The 20,918-nt window shown below is 65.1% G+C and carries 22 protein-coding genes; 10 read left to right on the forward strand and 12 right to left on the reverse strand.

What is annotated here, in order from left to right:
- The first annotated feature begins 300 nt into the window (after positions 1 to 300).
- Positions 301 to 534, forward strand: a complete 234-nt coding sequence (locus QCE69_RS17130; protein ID WP_309812610.1) for an adhesin — start codon at positions 301 to 303, stop codon at positions 532 to 534.
- A gap of 225 nt (positions 535 to 759) precedes the next feature.
- Positions 760 to 1,608 (forward strand): oxidoreductase, encoded by an 849-nt coding sequence (locus tag QCE69_RS17135; RefSeq protein ID WP_309932038.1) that lies wholly within the window; start codon positions 760 to 762, stop codon positions 1,606 to 1,608.
- Between the two features lie 24 nt (positions 1,609 to 1,632).
- Here the strand turns inward: QCE69_RS17135 and QCE69_RS17140 are convergent, their stop codons facing one another.
- The 3 genes from QCE69_RS17140 to QCE69_RS17150 all read right to left on the reverse strand — a co-directional run bounded on the left by QCE69_RS17140 (position 1,633) and on the right by QCE69_RS17150 (position 2,839).
- The gene (locus tag QCE69_RS17140; RefSeq protein WP_309920669.1) at positions 1,633 to 1,764 is read right to left on the reverse strand and encodes a DUF3563 family protein; all 132 of its coding nucleotides are present in this window, start codon (positions 1,762 to 1,764) and stop codon (positions 1,633 to 1,635) included.
- Between the two features lie 68 nt (positions 1,765 to 1,832).
- Positions 1,833 to 2,009: a hypothetical protein gene (locus QCE69_RS17145; RefSeq protein WP_309920671.1), complete on the reverse strand. Its 177-nt coding sequence runs from the start codon at positions 2,007 to 2,009 to the stop codon at positions 1,833 to 1,835.
- Positions 2,006 to 2,839 carry a class I SAM-dependent methyltransferase gene (locus QCE69_RS17150; protein ID WP_309932040.1) on the reverse strand — a complete coding sequence of 278 codons (834 nt, stop codon included), beginning with the start codon at positions 2,837 to 2,839 and terminating at the stop codon, positions 2,006 to 2,008. The genes QCE69_RS17145 and QCE69_RS17150 overlap by 4 nt, the downstream gene beginning before the upstream one ends.
- Positions 2,840 to 3,148: 309 nt before the next feature.
- Between QCE69_RS17150 and QCE69_RS17155 the strand changes: the two genes are divergently transcribed.
- Positions 3,149 to 4,192 (forward strand): AraC family transcriptional regulator, encoded by a 1,044-nt coding sequence (locus QCE69_RS17155; RefSeq protein ID WP_309920676.1) that lies wholly within the window; start codon positions 3,149 to 3,151, stop codon positions 4,190 to 4,192.
- A gap of 15 nt (positions 4,193 to 4,207) precedes the next feature.
- Here QCE69_RS17155 and QCE69_RS17160 read toward each other — a convergent pair whose 3' ends face one another.
- A complete protein-coding gene (locus QCE69_RS17160; RefSeq protein ID WP_309920678.1) occupies positions 4,208 to 5,164 on the reverse strand; it encodes a helix-turn-helix domain-containing protein in 957 nt (318 codons plus the stop codon).
- 94 nt (positions 5,165 to 5,258) lie between these two features.
- On the opposite strand from QCE69_RS17160, the gene QCE69_RS17165 reads away from it, so the two are divergent.
- Together QCE69_RS17165 and QCE69_RS17170 are read left to right on the forward strand one after the other, a co-directional pair.
- Positions 5,259 to 6,503, forward strand: a complete 1,245-nt coding sequence (locus QCE69_RS17165) for a DUF1479 domain-containing protein (RefSeq protein WP_309932042.1) — start codon at positions 5,259 to 5,261, stop codon at positions 6,501 to 6,503.
- Between the two features lie 67 nt (positions 6,504 to 6,570).
- The gene (locus QCE69_RS17170; protein WP_404987398.1) at positions 6,571 to 7,818 is read left to right on the forward strand and encodes an ABC transporter substrate-binding protein; all 1,248 of its coding nucleotides are present in this window, start codon (positions 6,571 to 6,573) and stop codon (positions 7,816 to 7,818) included.
- 10 nt (positions 7,819 to 7,828) lie between these two features.
- Here QCE69_RS17170 and QCE69_RS17175 read toward each other — a convergent pair whose 3' ends face one another.
- The 4 genes from QCE69_RS17175 to QCE69_RS17190 form a co-directional block, all read right to left on the reverse strand.
- Positions 7,829 to 8,185 (reverse strand): hypothetical protein, encoded by a 357-nt coding sequence (locus QCE69_RS17175; RefSeq protein WP_309920685.1) that lies wholly within the window; start codon positions 8,183 to 8,185, stop codon positions 7,829 to 7,831.
- Positions 8,186 to 8,230: 45 nt separating this feature from the next.
- Positions 8,231 to 8,899, reverse strand: a complete 669-nt coding sequence (locus QCE69_RS17180) for a hypothetical protein (RefSeq protein ID WP_309932044.1) — start codon at positions 8,897 to 8,899, stop codon at positions 8,231 to 8,233.
- Positions 8,900 to 9,152: 253 nt separating this feature from the next.
- Positions 9,153 to 10,127 (reverse strand): ferritin-like domain-containing protein, encoded by a 975-nt coding sequence (locus QCE69_RS17185; protein ID WP_309932046.1) that lies wholly within the window; start codon positions 10,125 to 10,127, stop codon positions 9,153 to 9,155.
- Between the two features lie 276 nt (positions 10,128 to 10,403).
- Positions 10,404 to 11,576, reverse strand: a complete 1,173-nt coding sequence (locus QCE69_RS17190) for an epoxide hydrolase (RefSeq protein WP_309932047.1) — start codon at positions 11,574 to 11,576, stop codon at positions 10,404 to 10,406.
- A 321-nt stretch (positions 11,577 to 11,897) separates the two neighbouring features.
- Between QCE69_RS17190 and QCE69_RS17195 the strand changes: the two genes are divergently transcribed.
- Positions 11,898 to 12,098: a hypothetical protein gene (locus QCE69_RS17195; protein WP_309932049.1), complete on the forward strand. Its 201-nt coding sequence runs from the start codon at positions 11,898 to 11,900 to the stop codon at positions 12,096 to 12,098.
- Between the two features lie 10 nt (positions 12,099 to 12,108).
- On the opposite strand, the gene QCE69_RS17200 is transcribed toward QCE69_RS17195, so the two are convergent.
- A complete protein-coding gene (locus QCE69_RS17200; RefSeq protein WP_309920698.1) occupies positions 12,109 to 13,329 on the reverse strand; it encodes an MFS transporter in 1,221 nt (406 codons plus the stop codon).
- Between the two features lie 101 nt (positions 13,330 to 13,430).
- Between QCE69_RS17200 and QCE69_RS17205 the strand changes: the two genes are divergently transcribed.
- A complete protein-coding gene (locus QCE69_RS17205) occupies positions 13,431 to 14,369 on the forward strand; it encodes a LysR substrate-binding domain-containing protein (RefSeq protein ID WP_309932051.1) in 939 nt (312 codons plus the stop codon).
- Here the strand turns inward: QCE69_RS17205 and QCE69_RS17210 are convergent.
- Positions 14,366 to 15,289, reverse strand: a complete 924-nt coding sequence (locus tag QCE69_RS17210; protein WP_309920704.1) for a LysR family transcriptional regulator — start codon at positions 15,287 to 15,289, stop codon at positions 14,366 to 14,368. The two genes, QCE69_RS17205 and QCE69_RS17210, sit on opposite strands and share 4 nt — an antisense overlap.
- Positions 15,290 to 15,415: 126 nt before the next feature.
- On the opposite strand from QCE69_RS17210, the gene QCE69_RS17215 reads away from it, so the two are divergent.
- Together QCE69_RS17215 and QCE69_RS17220 are read left to right on the forward strand one after the other, a co-directional pair.
- Positions 15,416 to 16,615 carry a M20 aminoacylase family protein gene (locus tag QCE69_RS17215; protein WP_309932053.1) on the forward strand — a complete coding sequence of 400 codons (1,200 nt, stop codon included), beginning with the start codon at positions 15,416 to 15,418 and terminating at the stop codon, positions 16,613 to 16,615.
- A complete protein-coding gene (locus QCE69_RS17220; protein ID WP_409021208.1) occupies positions 16,612 to 17,919 on the forward strand; it encodes an MFS transporter in 1,308 nt (435 codons plus the stop codon). The genes QCE69_RS17215 and QCE69_RS17220 overlap by 4 nt, the downstream gene beginning before the upstream one ends.
- Positions 17,920 to 17,923: 4 nt before the next feature.
- On the opposite strand, the gene QCE69_RS17225 is transcribed toward QCE69_RS17220, so the two are convergent.
- Positions 17,924 to 18,922, reverse strand: a complete 999-nt coding sequence (locus QCE69_RS17225; RefSeq protein ID WP_309932054.1) for an ABC transporter substrate-binding protein — start codon at positions 18,920 to 18,922, stop codon at positions 17,924 to 17,926.
- Between the two features lie 113 nt (positions 18,923 to 19,035).
- On the opposite strand from QCE69_RS17225, the gene QCE69_RS17230 reads away from it, so the two are divergent.
- Positions 19,036 to 19,542 carry a MarR family winged helix-turn-helix transcriptional regulator gene (locus QCE69_RS17230; protein WP_309932055.1) on the forward strand — a complete coding sequence of 169 codons (507 nt, stop codon included), beginning with the start codon at positions 19,036 to 19,038 and terminating at the stop codon, positions 19,540 to 19,542.
- On the opposite strand, the gene QCE69_RS17235 is transcribed toward QCE69_RS17230, so the two are convergent.
- Positions 19,539 to 20,912, reverse strand: coding sequence for an efflux transporter outer membrane subunit (locus QCE69_RS17235; RefSeq protein WP_309932056.1), 1,374 nt, complete (start codon positions 20,910 to 20,912; stop codon positions 19,539 to 19,541). The two genes, QCE69_RS17230 and QCE69_RS17235, sit on opposite strands and share 4 nt — an antisense overlap.
- Between the last annotated feature and the right edge of the window lie 6 nt (positions 20,913 to 20,918).

Below are 20,918 nucleotides of genomic sequence, written 5' to 3' on the forward strand. Positions count from 1 at the left end.
CGGACTGCGCGGCGGCTTGATGGACGACGGGCGGGAAAGTTGCGCGTAAGGAAAGGCCTCGCGCGCGTATGAAATGAAAATGAAAGCCTGTTGCCTAGGGTTAACGAGGATAACTCAAAAGAAATAATTTCGTGGAATTTGCCGCGTATCAAGTTCATTGCGCGGCATGGCGTTGACATCGGGTACGAGGTCGGCATGAGGCGGCGCAATCGTTTGCTGCACGGGGCGCATGGCGTCTCCGGGCTTGCCCTGATTTGCCTCTCCAAGTCTGGCCCTTAGCCTAGAGCCAAGGAGACACGCATGAAAAAAGCATTCAACATTGCGGTATTTGCGCTCGTTGCCTATCTGGTCGCCGATCGCACCGCGCTGCACGCGCAGGGCCGTGACGTCGATAGCGCATCTTGTGTCCGCCACGCCTCGCAGGTCGAATTCGACGCGCTCGGCAAGGGCTTGAGCCATGCGGCCGCCAGCAGCCAGGGGGAAGCGTTCAGGGCGCAATGCCTGGTGATGGGGTCGGCGGAGCGCGCTCGCTGACAAGCGGCTTTCGGTTTTTGCTTTCAATCCCTTTCTCTTTGCTGACGTGGCGCGGTGCGACGCGTCTATTAGCCCGTTTCGTTGACAGGTGTATCCAGGACGGGGCTCTTTTTGCCGGCCGGCGAGCTTCATAAGCTATCGGCCTGAAGCCGTGCCGTAGCGCTCCTGCGTCCCGGCGGGCTCTGTCCACATCCTGCCGCGGCGGGATCCTACCCGGAACACCTCATGTCAACCTCCCAAACTCCTGTCTGGTTCATCACCGGCTGCTCGACCGGCTTCGGCCGCGCACTCGCCGGCCTGATCGTCGCGCGCGGCTGGCGCGTCGTGGCGACGGCGCGCGATGCGTCGAGCCTCGCCGAACTCGCGCGCGGCGCGGAAGACCGCGTGCTGGCCCTGGCGCTCGACGTCACCCGCTCAGCGGACATCGAAGCGGCCGTGGCGGCGGCCCGCGCGAAGTTCGGCCGCATCGACGTGCTCGTGAACAACGCCGGCTACGGCTATCAGGCCACGGCCGAGGAAGGCGTCGAAGCCGAGATCCGCGAGCAGTTCGATACCAATGTCTTCGGCCTGTTCGCGATGACGCGCGCCGTCCTGCCGGTCATGCGCGCGCAGCGCAGCGGCAACGTCATCAACATCAGTTCGGTGGCGGGGTTCATCGGCTTTCCGGGCTCCGGCTACTATGCGGCGTCCAAGCATGCGGTCGAGGGCTGGTCGGATTCGCTGCGCGCCGAAGTGGCGCCGCTCGGCATCGGCGTGACCTGCGTGGAGCCGGGCCCGTTCCGCACCGACTGGGCGGGCCGTTCGCTGCGTCAGACCGTGACGCGGATCGACGACTACGCGGACACCGCCGGCAAGCGCCAGGCAGGCACTCGCGCGACGAGCGGCACCCAGGCCGGCGATCCGGTGCGCGCCGGCGAGGCGATGATCTCGATCGCCAACAACGCCGAGGCGCCGCGCCACCTCGTGCTGGGCGCATGGGGCCATGACGCGGTGGTCGGGCGGCTGCATCAGGTCGTGCAGGACATCGAAGGCCTGCGCGAGCTGAGCCTATCGGCGGACTTCGATCCCGAGTAAGTCGTCAACCTCTGCGCGCGTCGTTTAGTCATCGAACGAGCGCATGCGGCGTTCGAGTTCGGCGATATCGACGGCGTCGCGCAGATACGAATCGCGGCGCCCGTGCTCGGCGAGATCGAGCGCTTTTTCAAACAGCAGGTAGAGATAGAAGATCACGCGTTCCTCCGAACGATGATGTCGCTGCGCGCCTTGCCGGAGTGCCTAGTCAGGCAAGGCGCGCATTGTCAGACCGCTACGCCATACACCGACAGCACGAAGCGAAACGCGAAGAAGCACATCGACGAGCACAGCGGCAGCGCGACCAGCACAGAGCCATAGCGAAGCCTCGCGAGGAACACGAGCGAAGCCAGTTGCGTGCAGACGGCCGGCGCCGCGAACAGATGACGTTTGAGCAGGATCATGTTCGTTCCACCACCACTTCGAGATATTCACTGGGCAACACGAGCGTCCGGTCGCCGGAGCAGTTGCGGCTGTCGATCAGCGCCGTCAGGTCGCGCAGAAACGCGGCTTGCCGTTCCCCTTCCAGCGCGGCGAACGCCTTGTTCATCGGACCGTAGTACGTGCGGAACACATCGATGAAATGCGCCACCGAGCGATAGCGGAACACGAACTGCCGGCTCATTGCCGAGATGCGGGCCTCATGGCCGCCGAACAGTTCCGCAAGGCGTGCCTCGGTGCCCCATAGCGCGGGCGACTTCACGCCCGCAGGCGGCGCGATGTACTTCCCGATCGTCCTGAACACCTGTGCGATGAAACTGTCGGGCGTCCAGTTCGCCAGCCCGATCTTTCCACCCGGCCTGCACACGCGCATCAGTTCGCTCGCAGCGCGTTCCTGGTCGGGCGTGAACATCACGCCGAAGGTGGACATCACGACATCGAACGAGGCGTCATCGAACGGCAGCGCTTCGGCATCGGCCTGCTCGAAATGCACGTCGAGTCCTTCGGCCTGCGCCCGCGCGCGGCCTGCATCGAGCAGGGACGCGACGTAGTCGGTGGACGTGACCTCGCACCAGCGTCGCGCGGCGGCGAGGGTCGCGTTGCCGTTGCCCGCCGCGACGTCCAGCACGCGGCTGCCCGCGCGCAAGTCCAGCGCCTCGCACAATGCTTCGCCGACGATCTGCAACGTCGTGCCGACGACGGCGTAGTTGCCCGTCGACCAGGCGGCTTGTTGACGGCTTTTGACCGCGGAGAGATCGGTGACGGACGAGATAGCGGAAGCGACTGCGGACATGTCGTGACTCCTGATGAATGAGTTGAGCGAAGGCCGCCCGACGACTCGAACCCGCGGGCGATGCGCATGCCCGCGGTGCTTTGTCTTCGGCACTTCCTTCATCGTCGACGGACCGCGCCGCCTGCTTTCGCCGCAAGCGGCGACCGTTTGCGGGCATCCCCCGCAGTTGCGGGTTGGCGTTTCGGTCCGGTGCGCTTAACCTCTTGTCGAAGAGGCATCGCGTGAAGAGAAGTATTGGCGCGCGGGCGAATTTTATGAATGACCGTGCGTCCAGATGTCTTGCGCAGGACGCCGGATCCTGGACTGCTCATGGATGCGCTTTCCGATGTTCTCCGGCTGCTGCGTCTCAGCGGCGCGGTATACCTGAATGCCGAATTCACTGCGCCGTGGTGCGTGATCGGTCACGTGTCGCCGGCGCTGTGCGCGACCTTCCTGCCGCGTGCCGAGCGCGTCGTGTCGTATCACCTGATCGTGGAGGGAAGTTGCTGGGCCTCCCTGACCGATGACCCTGCCACGGCCATGCGTGTCGATGCGGGCGAACTGCTCGTGGTTCCGCAAGGCGAAGCGCATCTGATGGGCAGTTCGCTCGAACTCGCGCCGGTGTCGGCGGATGTGATGGTGGCGAGATATCTGGAAACCTCGCCCGGCGAAGTGATGCGTCTGAGCTATGGCCCGGACCAGCCGGATCGAGCGAATGTGACGCAGGCAGCAGAGGCCACGCGCATCATCTGCGGCTTTCTCGCATGCGACGACATGCTCGCCAATCCGGTGCTGTCGTCGTTGCCGCGTCTGTTCAAGGTCGACATGCGCAACGATCCGCACTCGGCGTGGCTCGAATCGTCGTTGAAGTTTGCCGCGGCGGAGGCGGCCGAATGGCGGCCCGGCAGTGCAACGGTGCTGGCGCGGCTGTCGGAACTGCTGTTCGTGGAGGCCGTGCGGCGCTGCATCACCGCGATGCCCGCCGACCGGCGCGGCTGGCTCGCGGGTGTCGGCGACCGCTTCGTCGGCAAGGCGCTGGCCGCGCTGCACGCACAGCCCGGCCATGACTGGACCGTCGATGAACTCGCGCGCCGCGTCGGCCTGTCCCGCTCCGCGTTCGCGCAACGCTTCACGCAACTGCTTGGGCAGGCGCCCATGCAGTATCTCGGCAGTTGGCGCTTGCAAGTCGCAGCACAAGACCTGCTGTCCGGACCGCACTCGATCGCGGCGGTGGCCGAGCGTGTCGGCTACGACTCGGAGGCGGCGTTCAACCGGGCGTTCAAGCGCCAGTTCGGCATGCCGCCCGCGAGTTGGCGGCGCAGCCAGGGCAAGGGCGTGATCGACGGAACGGCATCCGACGGCATCGCTGCATAAAGCTCATGCGTGGCTTCATGCGCGCTCGCGCCGTTGCTTCGACGTGCGTTGCAGCGACGGCGACCGTTCCATCAGACGAGCCTCTTCATCCTGCGTTGCAGCACGTTCAGTCGCAAAACGCCGCCGATACTCAGCCGGCGTCGTCAGCTTCGCGGCCTTGAACTGCCGGTTGAAGTTGGCCACGTTCGCGAATCCCGAACGGGTGGCGATCACGGAAATGGGCAGGGATGTGTCGCCGAGCATCCGGCATGCATGACCGATGCGCACCCGCGCGATATACCGCCCGACGCTCTCGCCGATGTGTTGCACGAAGTAGCGCGTGAGCGTGCGTTCGGAGAGGCTCGCCGCCGCGCACAGGTCGGCGAGCCGCAAGGGCTCGGCGAAGCGTGCGTCGATGAGAGACAGCACCCGGTTGATGCGCTCGGGCTCATGGCCGGACGGGCCGGTATCGGTCTGATTGAAGGCGCTTGGCGAGGCGAGCGGCCGGCCGGGAGCATCGGCGAGGGTGCAGAGAATGTCGAGTGCGGCGCTCAGGCGTTCGCGCGCCACGTGCGACAACAACGGTTCCAGGCGGCCGCGCATCCATTCGCCCGCAGGCGGCTCGAAGGCCAGTCCGCAGGCGGCGCGGCGCAACAGCCTGCGCAGCGGCTCGTATTCGCGGCAGCAATCCGCCATGCGCCGCGCCCAGTCGCCGTCGAACCAGATGACGATGGCCACCTGCGGCGCGGAAGGCTCGACGGACTTGTTCGACGACCACGTATGCGGCAAGTCCGGCGGCACGAGCACGAGATCCTGCGCGGCGTAGTCATCGACGGCATCGCCGATATAACGCTTGCCGTGACTGTTCATGGTGAGCGTGAGCTCGTACTCGGGATGATGGTGCCATTCGAACGGTATGCGCGGCAGCCGCCGATGGTATACCCGCACCGAACAATCCTCGCCGAACTCCACGTGTTCGTAGGCTGGTTTCATGACCGGATACGCGAAGAGATTGCCTGAATAGTATCACCGAGGTTTTGGCGTGCGTCATATGCTTGCGCTCAGGCTATTCACACGGGAGACGATCATGGCGCTGCATATCGACGACTTGCCGGGCGCGATCCGTCAGGCAAAAAAGGAGTTACGCGCGGCCTTGCCGAACTATCGCGAGGTGTTCGCGGAAGTCGAGGAAGCCATCAGCGAGGAAGCACGGAGGATCGCTGCACAGCGCGGTCGCGGCGAGAACGTCATCCCCGAAATCCAGTACGCCGACATCGCCGGCAAGCGCGTTTCCGATGCGCACATCGCGCTCGTGAAAGCGCGCGGCGCGTGCGTGATCCGCGGCGTCTTTCCGCGGGCGCTGGTGCAGGGCTGGGACGACGACATCGCCGCCTATGTAGAGCGCAATCATCTCGACCAGCGTCTCGAACACCGCGCCGAAGACAAGTACTTCGGTCAACTGGCGTCCAGCAAGCCGCAGATCTATGGCGTGTACTGGTCAAAGCCGCAAGTGCTGGCGCGGCAGTCGGAAGCGCTGACCGAAGCGCGCACCTTTCTCAACGGGTTATGGCGTCACGAGAGCGAAGGGCGCGTGCATTTCGATCCTTCGCGCGTGCCTGTCTACGCCGACCGCTTGCGGCGCAGGCCGCCGGGTTCGGCATCGCTTGGGCTCTCGGCGCATTGCGACGGCGGCTCTGTCGAACGCTGGATCGAAGGCAATTTCCGCAAGGTCTATCGGCACGTGTTCGCGGGCAACTGGCGCGCCTACGATGCCTTCGACGCCGCGCATCGCACCGACGTGGAGGAGATTGCTTCGCCGGCCGTGTGCTCGATGTTCCGCACCTTCCAGGGCTGGACCGCGCTGACGCCGCAAGGTCCGGGCGACGGCACGCTGCAACTCGTGCCCATCGCCAACGCCATGGCGTACATCCTGTTGCGCGCGCTTCAGGACGATGTCGCCGATGACGACCTGTGCGGCGCGATGCCCGGTCGCGCGCTCTCCATCCGGCCAGAGTTTCATGCGCCGCTGTTCGAGGCGCTGTCGTCGATCCCGAAGATGGAGGCCGGCGACACCGTGTTCTGGCACAGCGACGTGATTCACGCGGTCGAGGACGAGCACAAGGGCGCGGGCTACAGCAACGTGATGTACATCGCGTCGGCGCCAGCGTGCGCGAAGAACGATGCGTATCTCAGGCGTCAGCGGCCGAGCTTCCTGAAGGGCGAGAGCCCGCCCGACTTTCCCGCCGATCACTTCGAAACCGACTTCATCGGCCGTGCCACGGCAGACGATCTGACGCCGCTCGGCCGGTCGCAACTCGGATTCGACCTGTAGTCCGGCGGCTTGAGCGTTGCATGGCGTTGCATTGCGTTGCATCCATAAAAATACTTCGGAGACTGGAATGAAACGACACTTGACGTCGATGGCGGCGGCAGCCGCACTGCTCATCGCGGGCATGCAGGCGGGACACGCGGCGGAAGCGCTTTCGGTGCTGCACTGGTGGACGTCGGGCGGCGAATCGAAGGCGATCCGCGTGCTCAAGGACGACATGAGCAAGCAGGGCTACGAGTGGAAGGACTTCGCGGTGGCAGGCGGGTCCGGCACGGCTGCGATGACGGCGCTCAAGACGCAGGTGATCTCGGGCAACGCGCCATCGGCGGCGCAGATCAAGGGGCCGCTGATTCAGGACTGGGCCGACCAGGGCGTGCTCGTCACGATCGATCAGGCCGCCTCCGACTGGAAGAGTCATCTGCCCGCGCCCATCGATCAGGGGATGAAAGCGGACGGTCACTACGTGGCCGTGCCGTTCTCGGTGCATCGGATCAACTGGCTGTGGATCAACAAGGCCGACCTCGACAAGGTAGGCGGCCAGCCGCCAAACACGTGGCCGGAGTTCTTCGCGCTGGCCGACAAGTTTCGCGCAGCGGGCATCACGCCGGTCGCGCACGGCGGCCAGCCGTGGCAGGACATGACGATCTGGGAGACGGTCGTGCTGTCGCAGGGCGCGGACTTTTATCGCAAGGCGCTCATCGATCTGGATCAGAAGACGCTCACTTCGCCGCAGATGGTGCAGGTCTTCGAGACCGTGCAGAAGATCCGCGGCTACTTCGACAAGGCCTATCACGGCCGCGACTGGAACCTCGCGACAGCGATGGTGATCTCCGGCTCGGGCGGCATGCAGTTCATGGGCGACTGGGCGAAGGGCGAGTTCCTGAACGCGAACAAGAAGGCGGATGCCGATTTCGTGTGCGCGCCCGCGCCGGGCACGGCGCAGGCCTTCACGTACACGGCGGATGCCTTCGTGTTCTTCCAGCAGAACGGCAAGAAGGACGCTACGCCAGGGCAGCTGGCGATGGCCCGGACGATCATGTCGCCCGGGTTCCAGGAACAGTTCAGCCTGAACAAGGGATCGATTCCGGTCAGGCTGGATGTGCCGATGGACAAGTTCGACAGTTGCGCGAAGAAGTCCCGCGCCGACGAGCAGGCGACGCTCAAGTCGGGCAGCTTTTTCCCGTCGCTTGCGTTCGGCGAACTGCAATCGCCGGTGACGGCGGGCGCGATCACCGACGTCGTGACCACCTTCATGAACTCGAACGAGGATGCGAAGGAGGGCGTGCGGAAGCTGGCCGCTGCGGCGAAGGTGAAATAGCGCGCTGCACTTACTCGGTGGATTTCGGCGCTTGGCGCATGTCGCGGCTTGCGGTGGTCGACGCATCGTTGTCACGCTGGCGAGCGCTGCTGCTCATGCTCATGTCGCCCGGCACGCGATTCCACGGGCTCGACACGGGCTCGCTGTGATAGGTCATTCCGGCCGTCGCGGCGCCATGCGAACCGCCGCTGCCGTTTCCGCCGTTGCCGTTGCCTCCCGCAAGTGCGACGGATGAAGCGAGCGCGATCAATGCGCCCGCACCGATGATAAGGACCCTGCTGGAAGCGCTTGAATGGTTCATGGCGATCTCCTGATGTTGTTCCTGCGACCGATCCCAAAGCAGTGAAAGAGCGCCTGGGTTCTTCACTTGAATACGAGCGAAGCGGTGTGCCGGATGCGGGAAGAACCTCGCCTACTCGGATGTTCGGCTGAGGTTGCCCGGCGAACCGCCGGGTCCAGCCGGATCGGGATTGCCGAAACGGGGCAGGGCGCCGCTGTTCCTTGCGGCGCGCAGTTCGTCTTCCACTTGCTTGCGGGTTTTGGGACCTGTCGAGGTATCGGCTGTGGGTGTCGAACGCGCCGGTTCAGGCGGTGCCGGCGTTGCGGACACAGCTTGCTCGCTCTGCGCTGCGTCAGGCTTTGCTGTCTCGGCCGCTGGAGGCTCATTGACGGGCAGCGGATCGGCGGGAGGCCGGGAGACGGTCGGCTTGTGCGCTTGCGCTATTTCATTGCGCAGCTGCGCGGACCGTTTGGCGTGTGCTTTCGTGCTGGCTACGTGATCCGAACGTGCGCTCTTCGTCTCCGGAGCCGGTTTGGCTTCTGCAGGAGGCCGGTCTGCTTCGGGTGTGCTCTTGCTTTCGTCCCGCGCGTCAACGGCCGCGCCCGGCGCTGGCGCAATCGGAGCTGCGGGAACAGGCTGCTCCCGCACCGCCCCCGCCGACACCGCCCCGCGTTGCCGTGAAGAGTTCATCTGATCGTCCACGCGTGGCGCATCGTGTTTGAGCCACACGCCTGCGAGCGCAACGACCAGGGCCGTCACGCTCACACCGATAACAACAGGCCGATCGAATCGACGGATCATCAAAACGTGTGTTCCTCCCGATGAATGAATTCAAGTGAAGATTGAAAGACGATCAGTGCAGCAGAGATCACCGTGAGTGGAGCAATTGCAGCGCCACACCCGTGAGCAGGAATGAGACGCCCAGGACGAGCCGGATGCGGAAACGCCATGCACCCGCAGACAAATCGCGCATGAAGAACCTCCAAGGTTTGGTGTCCGATCGCGAGAGGGCCTGGAGCCGTCGCGACCGGACGTTCAGGCCATTGACTTCGTTTTAGGCGAAAGCGCTGCTCATGTGAAGCGTGCCGTTGACGCCGGCAGGAAAGAACCCTCCTTGCGTCACCGCGCCCTTGTTCAGATAGACGATGTTGAGCACGTCGTCATAACTTCTGCTGAAGGCGATGCCGTTGTTATCGAGCGGCACGATGTTGGAGATATCCGCGTTCACGCCGGCGATGCCCTGGTCCACGTCACTCGATGAATCCAGCGAGTCGCGTGCATCCGAAATGGCCTGCGTTGCACTCACGAGACTCGGCGTCTGGATGCCTTTCGAGTACAGCACGGTCCTCACGAGACTCGCGTGGTAAGCCTCCGCCGCCAGAATGCCGGCGGCCGCTTCGAGATAGGTCTTGTTGGTGATGAGCGGCGCAGCGCCTTTATAGGCCGTGACGCCGACGTCTTCGAAGATAAACGCGCCGAGCAGAAAGTTATTGTCGTTCAGATAGGGGTTGAACGGCGTGCCAGCGGGCGCAAGGCCCGCAGCCTGCGCCGCGAGCGAGAACGCGCCATTGGGATCCGTGCCGCCCACGTCGAGCGCGGGCATGGCCACCGCCGACGTGCCCAGCGCCGTGCGCAGGAAGGCCACGTGTTCGAGTTCATCCTTCGCGATCTCCCGTGCATAGGCGGCCACGACGGGATCGGAGAACGACACCTGCTGACCCGGAATCACCTTGCCGGGCGTGCCGGTTCCGCTCATGAGATTCGCAGGCAGGCCGGCCCCGGTCGTCGCATAGGCATAGAAGGTCGCTTCGAGATATTCGAGGTTCAGCGCAAAGTTGAGAATCTCGGCGTCGGTCGGGCCGCTTGCCGCGTTGGCGTTATCGCCCGAGCCGCCCCCGCATGCGCCGAGAATGGTGCCGCCCACGAGCCCCAAGCCGAGACCGCCCGCGCTGCGAAAGAACTGGCGCCGTTTCTCGCGCCGTTCGACGCGCCGCTCGAATACGTCGGTGATCGAAGCATTGTCTGCCATGTCCATCTCCTTGGTTCTGATCGTTGGACGGCGTGTGTTCAGTCCGGATCGGGATGAACGCACGCCGCGGGAGAGCGGACCTGCAACATGAGCTTTCGCGCTCAGCTCGTACCGCTCATCGGGCGATACGAGAAGCGGTCTCCAACCGGATTCGCGCCGTAACAGATGCTTTCACTTCGTTCACCAATTCGCGTACCTTTACCGGAGCCGGGATGCGGTAGTCGGTATCGAACGCCGATTCCAAGGCGCGTTCGTTGGCGCTCGCTGGCTGACTCGCTATCGGCGTGAATCGTTCAACCAGCCCCGCAAGTCCTCGACAAAGAACGCAGGTGCTTCCATCGCGGCGAAGTGTCCGCCTTGCGGCGCTACGTTCCAGCGCCTGAGATCGTAGCCCTTGCGCACCCAGCTCTGCGGCGGCGCCGGCATGCGCGGATCCGGGTAGCAGGTCACCGCGGTCGGGACATCGACGGTATGCCCAGACGGCATTTGCCGGACGCCTTCCATCCGGCTGCCGAGATAGAAGTTCGTCGAGGACGCAAAGGCATCGTTCATCAGGTAGACGAGGATATTGGCGAGCAGCCGCTCCTTCGGGAAGATCTCTTCAAAGCTTCTTTCCCGCCGATCCGACCAGTCGTGGAACCGTTCGAGTATCCATGCCGCCTGCGCAGCCGGGTTGTCATGCATCGCATAGGCCAGCGACGCGGGCTTGCTCCCCTGAAGCTGCGCGTATGCGCCGAGTGTCTGTTGCGTGCGCTCGACCTTGGTTTTCCATTCGCGTTCTTCGTCGGTTTGCGGCTGGGCATCGGGATGGACGAGCACGTAGTTCAAGTGGATGCCCTTGACGGCCGCACGATGCTCGATCCCCAGCCACGCGGCGATTCCCGAACCCCAGTCGCCGCCTTGCGCCAGATATCGGTTGTAGCCGAGTTGCTGCATGAGTGTGTTCATGATGCCGGCGGTCGTCCGCGCGCCGATCGGCGAGGCCGGCTTCGCGCTGAATCCGAAACCCGGCAGCGATGGAATGACGAGATCGAATGCGTCGCTTGCGCTGCCGCCGAACCGTGACGGAAAAGCCAGCGGCTCGATGACATCGCGGAACTCGACGACCGAGCCGGGCCAGCCGTGAAGCAGCAGGAGCGGGTTGGTTCCGCGCGCCTCGCCGATCACATGGATGGCGTGGATATCCAGATCATCGACCCGCGCCATGATCTGCGGGAAGCGATTCAGTTCGCGTACGCAGGCGTCGAGGCTGAACTCGTCGGCCCAGAAGTCGAGAAAGGATCTCAGGTAGGCCGGATCACAGCCGTAAGACCAGCCATTCTCCTGTGGAAGAGCAGGAAGGGAAACGTCCCTGACTTTACGGCGAAGTTGATCAAAGCTTGCCGCGGTCCAGTCGACCTTGAAATCGTTCATCGGAGTCTCCTTGGGGAAGCACGGGAAGGTGCGCACTGAACTTACGCCGGGAACGCCATGATCGGCAACAGGTCATCGTGATCTCTCATGAATGGGAAGACATGGCTTGGGTGTGACCGGCCGCAATGGCTGTTCCCACGATGAGCGTCCTGAACGCTTCAGTGCTGGTTCTTTTCGGAGCGATGCGAGCGATGTCCGCGGCGGAATCGATCTCTGTCGACCTTTTGCCAAAAGGTCGCGGTAAAAAGGCGCATGAACTTTGATGAAAGCCTTGTCCGGCTTCATTGAAGCGTCGAGAAGATACGGCCATGCATGGCACAATCACAAGCACTGAAACGCGCCGGGATTCGATCGACCGTGGTCACCACCGAAGGCTTCGACATCTCCGAGACAGTCGTTCGCCCCCGTCCCTGCGCGGGATGGCGTATCGAATTTGCGCACGGCAATGGCTGTTTCGTCGTCGTCACGGCGAGTCAGGCCGAAGCGCTGCGGCTGGCCGTGCGAGTCCGGCCAGATGTCCCCGTGCGAATGCTGCTCGACGCCGCGCCGTCTCTCTGAGTCTCTTCCTTTAGCTGCCCGTCTCGCGCAGATGCCGCCCCAGCATCAGCGCGACCGGCACGATGACCAGCGCCGTCAGCGCGGTCGCGATCGTGGCGTCCTGCACGCCGATGCGGTCGCCAAGCAGCCCATAAGCCACCGGCGCGAGCGCGCCCGACGCGATCGTGCCGGTATAGAACAGCGCGAAGGCGCGCTCCGTGCGTTCCACCGGCGTGAGTTCCGGCACCGTTCCATACAGCACGGACGATGTGCCGTTGAGCATCAGCCCGAGCAGCGGCAACACGACGAGCGCGGGCGCGAGCGGCAGAAAGATCACGGCGAGAATCAGCGCCGCCGTGCCGCCTTCGGTGGCCAGCACGGTGCCGATCGGACCCATGCGCGCACCGAGCCAGCCGCACACGAACTTCCCCGCTGCTCCGCCGATGAACACCAGCGCGAGCGCCGTGCCCATCATCGCCGGGGAGATGCCCTTGGCTTTCAGCAGGAAGGGCAGGAAGGTCAGCAGGCCCATGCGCACGGCGGTATCGAGCACGCCGATGGTGAGCAGCAGCGAGAAGCCCGAACGCGCGCCCTGCACGGCCTGCGGCGCGGGCTCTTCGACAACGGCGGCGCTGCGCGGGATCGACGGGAGAAAAAGTGCAATGACTGCGGCGACCAGCATGCCGATGCACGACATCGCCCAGAGTGCGTGCCGCCACGGCATGACCGTGATGAGCAGCGAGATGGCCGCCGGCAGCGCGGACTTGCCGAGGTCGCCGGCGAAGTTGTAGACGCTCAGCGGGCCGCGCGCCTGGCGTCCATAGGCGCGCGAGACGGCGCCCGAGGCCAGCGGATGTTGCGTGCTCGAGCCGCTCCCCGAGACAGCCAGCGCCACGCACAAGCCCGGCAGCGTTCCCGACAGCCCCGCGACCGCATAACCCAGCGCGGCCAGCAGCGTGCCGCAGGCGAGCGTCGCGCGCGTGCCCCATGTACGCGCGAGACGTCCGGCGGGTAGCTGGAGCGTCGCCATGGTGCCGGCGTACACGCCCCGCAGGATGGCCAGCGCGCCATAGCCCAGGCCGAAGTCCGCCTGCCAGACCGGCAGCAGGGCGTAGATCATGTCGGTGTAGCCGTCGTGCAGCGCATGGGCCACGCAGGAAAGCCACAGGACGCGCTTGCGCGTTTCGACGCCCGGCTGGCCGCGTTCGTCAGCCGCGCGCGTGACCGGGGAAGAGAAGGAAAAGAGTCGCATGCTTCGATGAGCGTGATGGTTCCGAGCCTTCGAGTCTAGGTGGCCCAGAAACGCCCGGCAACTGACGTAAAATCGGGTGAGACGGGAAAAAAAGTCACCTCATGAGCACGCACGGACGCACCTCGAAAGACCCCGACAAGCTACCGCCGCTGAATGCCTTGCGGCACTTCGAGGCCGTTGCACGCCTGGGCAGCTTCGCCGCTGCGGCGGAAGATCTGCACGTCACGCACTGGGCGGTCGGCAAGCAGATCCGCCTGCTGGAGGACTGGTTCGGCGTGCCGCTGTTCGAGCGCCATTCGCGCGGCGTCGTGCCTACAGACGAAGGCGCTGCCTTGCTCAATGACGTCAACGGCGCGTTCGCGCGCCTGAGCAGTTCGGTCACGCGGCTGCGCCACGAATCGATCACTCGCCGGATCACGGGCGTCGTGCGCGTCAATGCGCTGGCGAGCTTCGCGCTGTGCTGGCTGATCCCGCGCCTCGCCGATTTCCTGGCGCGTTATCCGGATATCGACGTGCGGCTGTCCACTACGTCGCGCAGGCTGCGCTATGTCGGCGATGCCTTCGATATCGGCGTGCGCTCGGGTCCGGAGGAAGCCAGCGGCCTGCACTCCAGCACACTGATGCCCGATGTCCGCCTGCCCGCGTGCAGTCCGTCCACACTGCTGAGCCATCCGATTCATACCGTCGCCGATCTGCGCCACCACACGCTGCTGCATTCCACCAGCACGCGCACGGCGTGGTCCGACTGGCTGCGCGCGGCGGGTGCGCCGGGCCTGCAGGGCGCGCATCATCTCGACTTCGATCACGTTTTCCTGCAACTGGGCGCGGCGTCGGAAGGGCTCGGCGTGACGCTGGCGTCGCTGCCGCTGATCGAACGCGACATGGCCGCCGGACGTCTCGTCTGTCCGCTCGCGGGGCCGGTGTGGCGCGGGCCGGATTACACACTGGTCGTGAACGCCGAGCGTGCGGACGATGACGCCGTGATGGCGTTCGAGGGATGGATCCGGGAGCAGGCGTCACGTCACGCGGTGACGCCCTAACGCACTTTCTCCTCCAGAAAGCTCTGCGCAAGCTGCTTCCAGAGGTGATCCGCCGCAGGCGACAACCGACGCCCGACGCGCGTCATCATCTGGCTGGCGAAGCCCGTCGCGATCGGATGATCGATCGGCACCGCCACGAGTTCGCCCAGGTCGATGCCGCGCCGCGCCGTGATCGACGACATGAACGCCACGCCCAGTCCCGCCGCCGCGAGCGTCTGCGCCGTGTTGAACAAATCCACGCGATAGGCCGGGATCACCGTCAGGCGCACATCGTCGAGCAGGGACTGCACGAATTGCTGCACGCCGAACGCCTCGGTCATGAAAATGAGCCGTTCGCCCTCCAGTTCGGCGGGCGGCACCTTCGGCATCGAGGCGAAGCGGTGCGTCGGCGCCACCACCGCGCACAGCGGGCGCGCGGCGAACGGATGCATGCGCATGGCGGGATCATCGGCGGAACGGGCGGAGAGGCCGATGTCCACGGCATCGTCGCGCACCATCGAGAGCACGGCGGGCGTCGGCCCCGAGCGGATCTCCACCAGAATGTCCGGATATTTCATCGAGAAGCGTTGCAGCGCGCGCGCAATCAGATTGCCGATGAACCCTTCGCCGACGCCCAGCGCCACCCGGCCGCGCCGCAGGTGCCGGTATTCCTCCAGCCGCGCGGCGAGGTCGCGCTGACGCCGCTGGCCGTCGCGGTAATGCTCGATCAGCACCTGCCCGATTTCCGTCACCACGACATGCCGTCCGCGCCGCTCCACCAGCGGGAAGCGCAGCCGCCGCTCCAGCGCCGCAATCTGCCGGCTGATCACCGACGGATTCACGCCCAGCGTTTCCGCCGCCATCCGCACGCCGCCAGTCGCGGCGATTTCGGCGAGATAACGCAGTGCACGCTCGCCGATGTCCTCGATCGAATCGCTCACTTCGTCCGTCCATTGTTGACTTGAAGGCAACATTTTGGACGCGTTGCAGTCATCGGTCGAGTTTTTCGTCGGTGCAATACTCGCCGTATGACTTCCGCGCAGCCATAACAGGAGGAGCCCCGCGCCATGAATCAAGCCCACGAACAGCATTTCTGCGAACTCGCCGATCTCGCCGACGCCCGCCCGCAACTCGACGAAATCCGTCATCACATCCACCAGCATCCCGAGCTGTCGTACGAAGAGGCGGCGACGTCCCAATTCGTGGCCGAGAAGCTCGAAGCCTGGGGCTATGCGGTGACCCGCAATGTGGGCGGACATGGGCTGGTGGCGTCGCTTTCGGCCGGCACGAGCAAGCGCACGGTCGGCGTGCGCGCCGACATGGACGCGCTGCCGATCAAGGAGCAGACCGGTCTGCCCTACGCGAGCGTCCACGACGGCAAGATGCACGCATGCGGCCACGACGGCCACACTACCGTCCTGCTGGGCGCGGCGCAGCATCTCGCGAAGACGCGCAATTTCGACGGCACCGTCCACCTGATCTTCCAGCCCGCCGAGGAAGCCGGTTCGGACAGCGGCGCGGAACGCATGATCGCCGATGGCCTGTTCGAGCGTTTCCCCTGTGAAGCCATTTTCGGTCTGCACAATCATCCGGGCGTCGCGACCGGCACCTTCGGCTTTCGCGCCGGCCCGCTGATGGCGGCCTGCGACACGGTCAAGCTGCGCATCGTCGGCCGGGGCGGCCATGCGGCGCGTCCGCATCTCGCGGTGGATCCGGTGGTGGTCGGCAGCAGCATCGTGATGGGCTTGCAGACCATCGTCGCGCGCAATGTCGATCCGAACGAGGCGGCGGTCGTCACGGTCGGCTCGTTCCGTTCGGGCTTCGCGGCCAACGTGATTCCCGAAGACGCCACGCTCGAAATGAGCGTGCGCTCGTTCTCGCCCACGGTGCGCGCGACGCTGGAGCAGCGCATTCGTGCATTGGTGGAAGCGCAGGCGCAGGCGTATGGCGCGACCGTCGAGATCGATTTCATCCGCGGCTATCCGGTGCTCGTCAACAGCGCGGCCGAGACGGAATTCGCGCGTCAGGTCGCGGAAGAGCTGGTCGGACCGGAGAAGATCATCTCGCCGTTTCCGCCGATCGCAGGCAGCGAGGACTTCGCGTTCTATCTGCAGAAGGTGCCCGGCTGCTTCGTGCGGCTCGGCAACGGCGAAGGCCAGCCGATGCTGCACAACGCGCGCTACGACTTCAACGACGACAACCTCACGGTGGGCGCGGCCTTCTGGACGCGGCTCGTCGAACGTTTCCTCAGCCAGGACCGCGCATGAACGCCACGACGCAATCGCTTTCCAGCGCGGGCGCGCATGACGTGCAGATGTCGCCCGCGCAGCAGCGCAAGATCGTCTTCGCGGCGGTCATCGGCAATCTGCTCGAGTTCTTCGACTTCACGGTCTACAGCTATTTCGCGCTGACCATCGGCCGGCAGTTCTTTCCGTCGAACGATCCGGTGACGTCGTCGCTGCTCGCGTTCGCGGTGTTCGCGGTCGGCTTCGTGATGCGTCCGCTCGGCGGCTTCGTGCTCGGCCGTTATGCCGATCGCGCCGGCCGCAAGCCCGCGCTCACGCTGACCATCCTGCTGATGGCGCTCGGTTCGGTGGCCATCGGCCTTGCGCCCACCTATGCGCAGATCGGGCTGGCCGCGCCGTTGCTGATCGTGGTCGCGCGTCTCGTGCAGGGCTTCGCGCAGGGCGGTGAATTCGGCGCGGCCACGGCCACGCTGCTCGAAATGGGCGGCACGGCGAGCCGCGGGTTCCGCGCGAGCTGGCAGCTGGCGAGCCAGGGCGCGGCGGCGCTGCTCGGCTCGGGTCTCGCGGCGAGCCTCGGCTTCCTGCTCTCCGATGACACCATGCACAGCTGGGGCTGGCGCATTCCGTTCCTGATGGGCACGCTGATCGCGCCGGTCGGCATCTATCTGCGCCGACACATCCAGGAAGAGCCGCCTGCCGCGAAGGCGGTCGCCACGCGTGACGATCCGAAGCGCGGCCTCTACGTGCGCAACTGGTTCCTGACAATCTTCTCGATCATGGGCATGTCGGTGTCGACGTATGTGATGATGTACTACATGCCTACGTACTGCATCCAGTACCTCGGGCTGCCGGCGAAGATGTCGATGCTCGCGGGTGTCGCGTCCAGCGTGATCTCGCTCGTGATGTGCCCGATCTACGGCGCATGGTCGGACCGCATGGGCAAGCGCAAGCCGCTGACGCTGATCGGACGCGTTGCGCTGATCGTGCTGCTGTATCCGGCCTTCTGGGTGATGACGCATTTTCCGTCGCTGCCGGTCGTGCTCGCCGCGCTGATCGTGCTGATGCTGTGCTACACGATGGGCTCCGCGCCCGCCTATGCGCTGATGCCGGAGAACTTCCCGAAGCATCTGCGCGCGGGCTACATGTCGAGCGCGTATGCGATCGCCGTATCGGCGTTCGGCGGCACCGCGCAACTGGTCGCGGCGTGGCTGATCCGCGCGACGGGCAACAAGATGGCGCCCGCGTGGTACATGATCGGCTGCGTGCTGATCTCGCTGATCGCCGTCTCGATGTTCGAGGAGACGGGCGGCAAGGCGCTCGACTGAAGAGTCAGGTCGCCAGAAGGTACGGCACGAAGAGATCTTCGATCGTATGACGCCGGCGGGTGAGCCCCTGCTCGTGGTGATAGCGCAGGATGGCATCGAGCGCCTTGCGGTTGTGCTCGATGCCGTAGGGCCACCAGTCGTCGCCGAGTTGCTTCAGATTGCTTTGCATGAGATCGGTGAGCCAGGGCACCATCGTCGCCATGTTGTTGAAGGTCATGCCCTTCGTCAATGCTTCGCGGGCGGCGTCTTTTGCAAGGCAGAACCCGCGATAGATGGCCTTCGCGATCTCCGGTTGTTCCTCCACCAGTGAACGACGCAGCGCCACCGTATGCATGATCGGAAAGATGCCCGTGCGCGCGAAGTAGTCGTTTTCCATCTCCACGAAGTTTTCGAAGAGCCGGCCTACGTTGGGCGAACCTCGCAGCACGCATGCGGGGATGTCGGCGGAAATCAGCGCGTCGATCTCGCCCGCTTCGAGCAGTTGCCCCAGATCGACTTCCTTCGACGCCCATTCCACTTCGATACCCGCCGGATAAGGCCTTTCCACGAAATCGATGGGGTCCATCGGAAAGTCGATGCCGCCTATCAGCCAGCGGCACTGTGCCGGGTCGAAGCCATGTTCGTCGGACAGCATGCCCTTCGCCATGACGCCCGCGTCGTGTCCATAGAGCGCCAGTTCGCCGATCCGCTTGCCCGCCAGATCCGCCGGGCTCTCAATGCCGCTCGCCTTGTTCACGTAGATGGCCGAATGGCGAAAGCACCGGTTCAGGAACACCGGAAGCGCGAGCAGGTCCTCGCCTGAATCGATCGCGCGCAGAAGATAGGTCACGCCGAGCTCGGCGACGTCGAAGCGCCGTGCACGAAGCATGCCCTCGAAAATCTGCGTGACGATGCGCTCGGTGTGATAGCGCGCCTCCACTCCCTCGATGCCGACCGTGCCATCCCTCAATGCATGAACGCGGTCATAGTTCCAGAATGCGATGTCGAGCGGTATCTGATTCATGAAGCGTCTCCTTCGAGATGGGCTTGAGGAACAGAGTAGTAAATATATTTACCATATGCAAGTGCTGGCGTATGTGAGATATTCTTCACAAGGAACGACGGAGCGCGACCGGGATGAAGATCAAGGGAACCGAACTGAAGGAGATGTTCGCGAACGTGTCGCTGGGCGCGCCCGAGCGTGCCATCGGCTTCGTGCTGTGGCGCATGTTTCATCGCTACCAGCGGGCCATCGACCGGGCCATGGCGCCGCTGGATCTGACGCATCTCCAGTTCACGGTGCTGACGCTGATCGCCTGGGCCACGCGGAACGGCGAAGAGGTGTCACAGGCCGAACTGAGCCGCACCAGCGACATCCACAAGATGCAGCTCTCGCAGATCCTCAAGACGCTGGAAGCGAAGGGCTGGGTGCAGCGGGCGTCGAACAGCGTCGATGTGCGCATGAAGAACGTGCAGCTGACGCGTACAGGACTGACGCGGGTGCGGAAGGCGCTGCCGCTTGCCGTCGACGTGCAGCGGCGGCTGTTCGGTGAAGAAGGGATGCCCGAGGGCGATCTGCTCAAGACGTTTTCGACGCTGCTTCATCGCATTGAGCAACAGACGGATGAAGCGGAGCCCGGCTAATGCCACCCGCCGCCCAGCGCCCGATACGTCGCCACCGCCGCGCGCAGTCGCGCGAGATGCAGCTGCACATGTTCATCCTCGGCGCTGTACAGCGTGCGCTGGGCATCGAGCACGGTGAGCGCCGTTTCGGCGCCCGCGCGATAGCGGCTCTGCGCCAGTTCCAGCGTATGCCGCGCCTCGCTTAGCTCATCGTCCTGCGCGCGTGTCTGTACATCGGCGCCGCTGCTGGCGTTGAGCGCACGCTCGACATCCGCTAACCCGCTCACGATGGCCTTGCGGTACGCCGCCAGCAATTCCTCCTGCTGCGCCTGCGCGAGATTGCGCCCGGCGGCGAGCGCGCCGGCATCGAAGATCGGCGCGGTCAGGCCCGCTGCCACGCTGTAGAGCGGATTGTCGAAGATGCGCTGCGCGCGGTCGCTGCCCGTGCCAAGGTAAGCGCTCAGCGTGATGCTCGGGAACATCGCGGCGCGCGCGGCGGCGACGTCGGCGTGCGCGGCGGCGAGTTGCGCTTCCGCATACGCGATATCCGGACGGCGCGTCAGCAAGGACGCGGGCACGCCCGCATCGACGCCCGGCGCGTTGACGGCATCCAGCGTGCGCGTCGTCACGGTGAAACCCGTCGCGGACACGCCGAGCAGCGTGGCGAGCAGCGCTTCGCTGTCGTTGCCCTGCTGATGCAACGCGGCCGCCGCACGCTGCTGCGACGCCACCAGCGTGCGCTGCTGCGCGGCATCGAGCGCGGTCACATAACCCGCGCGATATTGCGACTCGACATTGCGCAGGATCGCGCGCGCCGTTTCCAGATTACGTTGCGCGATCTGCTCGCGCTCGCGCAGCGCGACGGTTTGCAGCCAGCTGTCGGCGACGTCGGCGGTGAGCGTCATCTGGACGGTCGCCTGGTCGAACGCGGAGGCGCGCACGCGCTCCACGGCGGCGTCGCGCGTGGCCTGGTTCTTTCCCCAGAAATCCAGCTCGTATGTCGCCGACACCCCCAGGTCGAACGCACTCCCGCTCGGCAGCTGGTTGTTCACCATGAAGCCGCCCTGGCGGCTGGCATCGGCGAAACCGCTCACCGCGGGCAGCAGCGCCGCGCCCGCGATGGTCGCGCTGGCGCGCGCCTGTTTCACCCGCGCGACGGCGGCGGCCAGATCGAAGTTCTGCGCCGTCGCCTGCGTGACGAGGCGGTCGAGTTCGTTGTTGTCGAAGCGTCGCCACCAGTCGGCGGTGACGGCGTCTTCCGGTCCGCCTGCGATGGCATAGCGGTACGTCGCGGGCGTCGCGACATCGGCGGGCGGGATGGGCGGCCGGCTCAGGCAGCCGGCCAGCAGCACGCAGGCAGTGACGGATGCGAAGGAGAGGAAGCGTCTCATGGCGTC

Source organism: Caballeronia sp. LZ032, from assembly GCF_031451315.1.
In the GTDB taxonomy this organism is placed as follows: Bacteria; Pseudomonadota; Gammaproteobacteria; order Burkholderiales; family Burkholderiaceae; genus Caballeronia.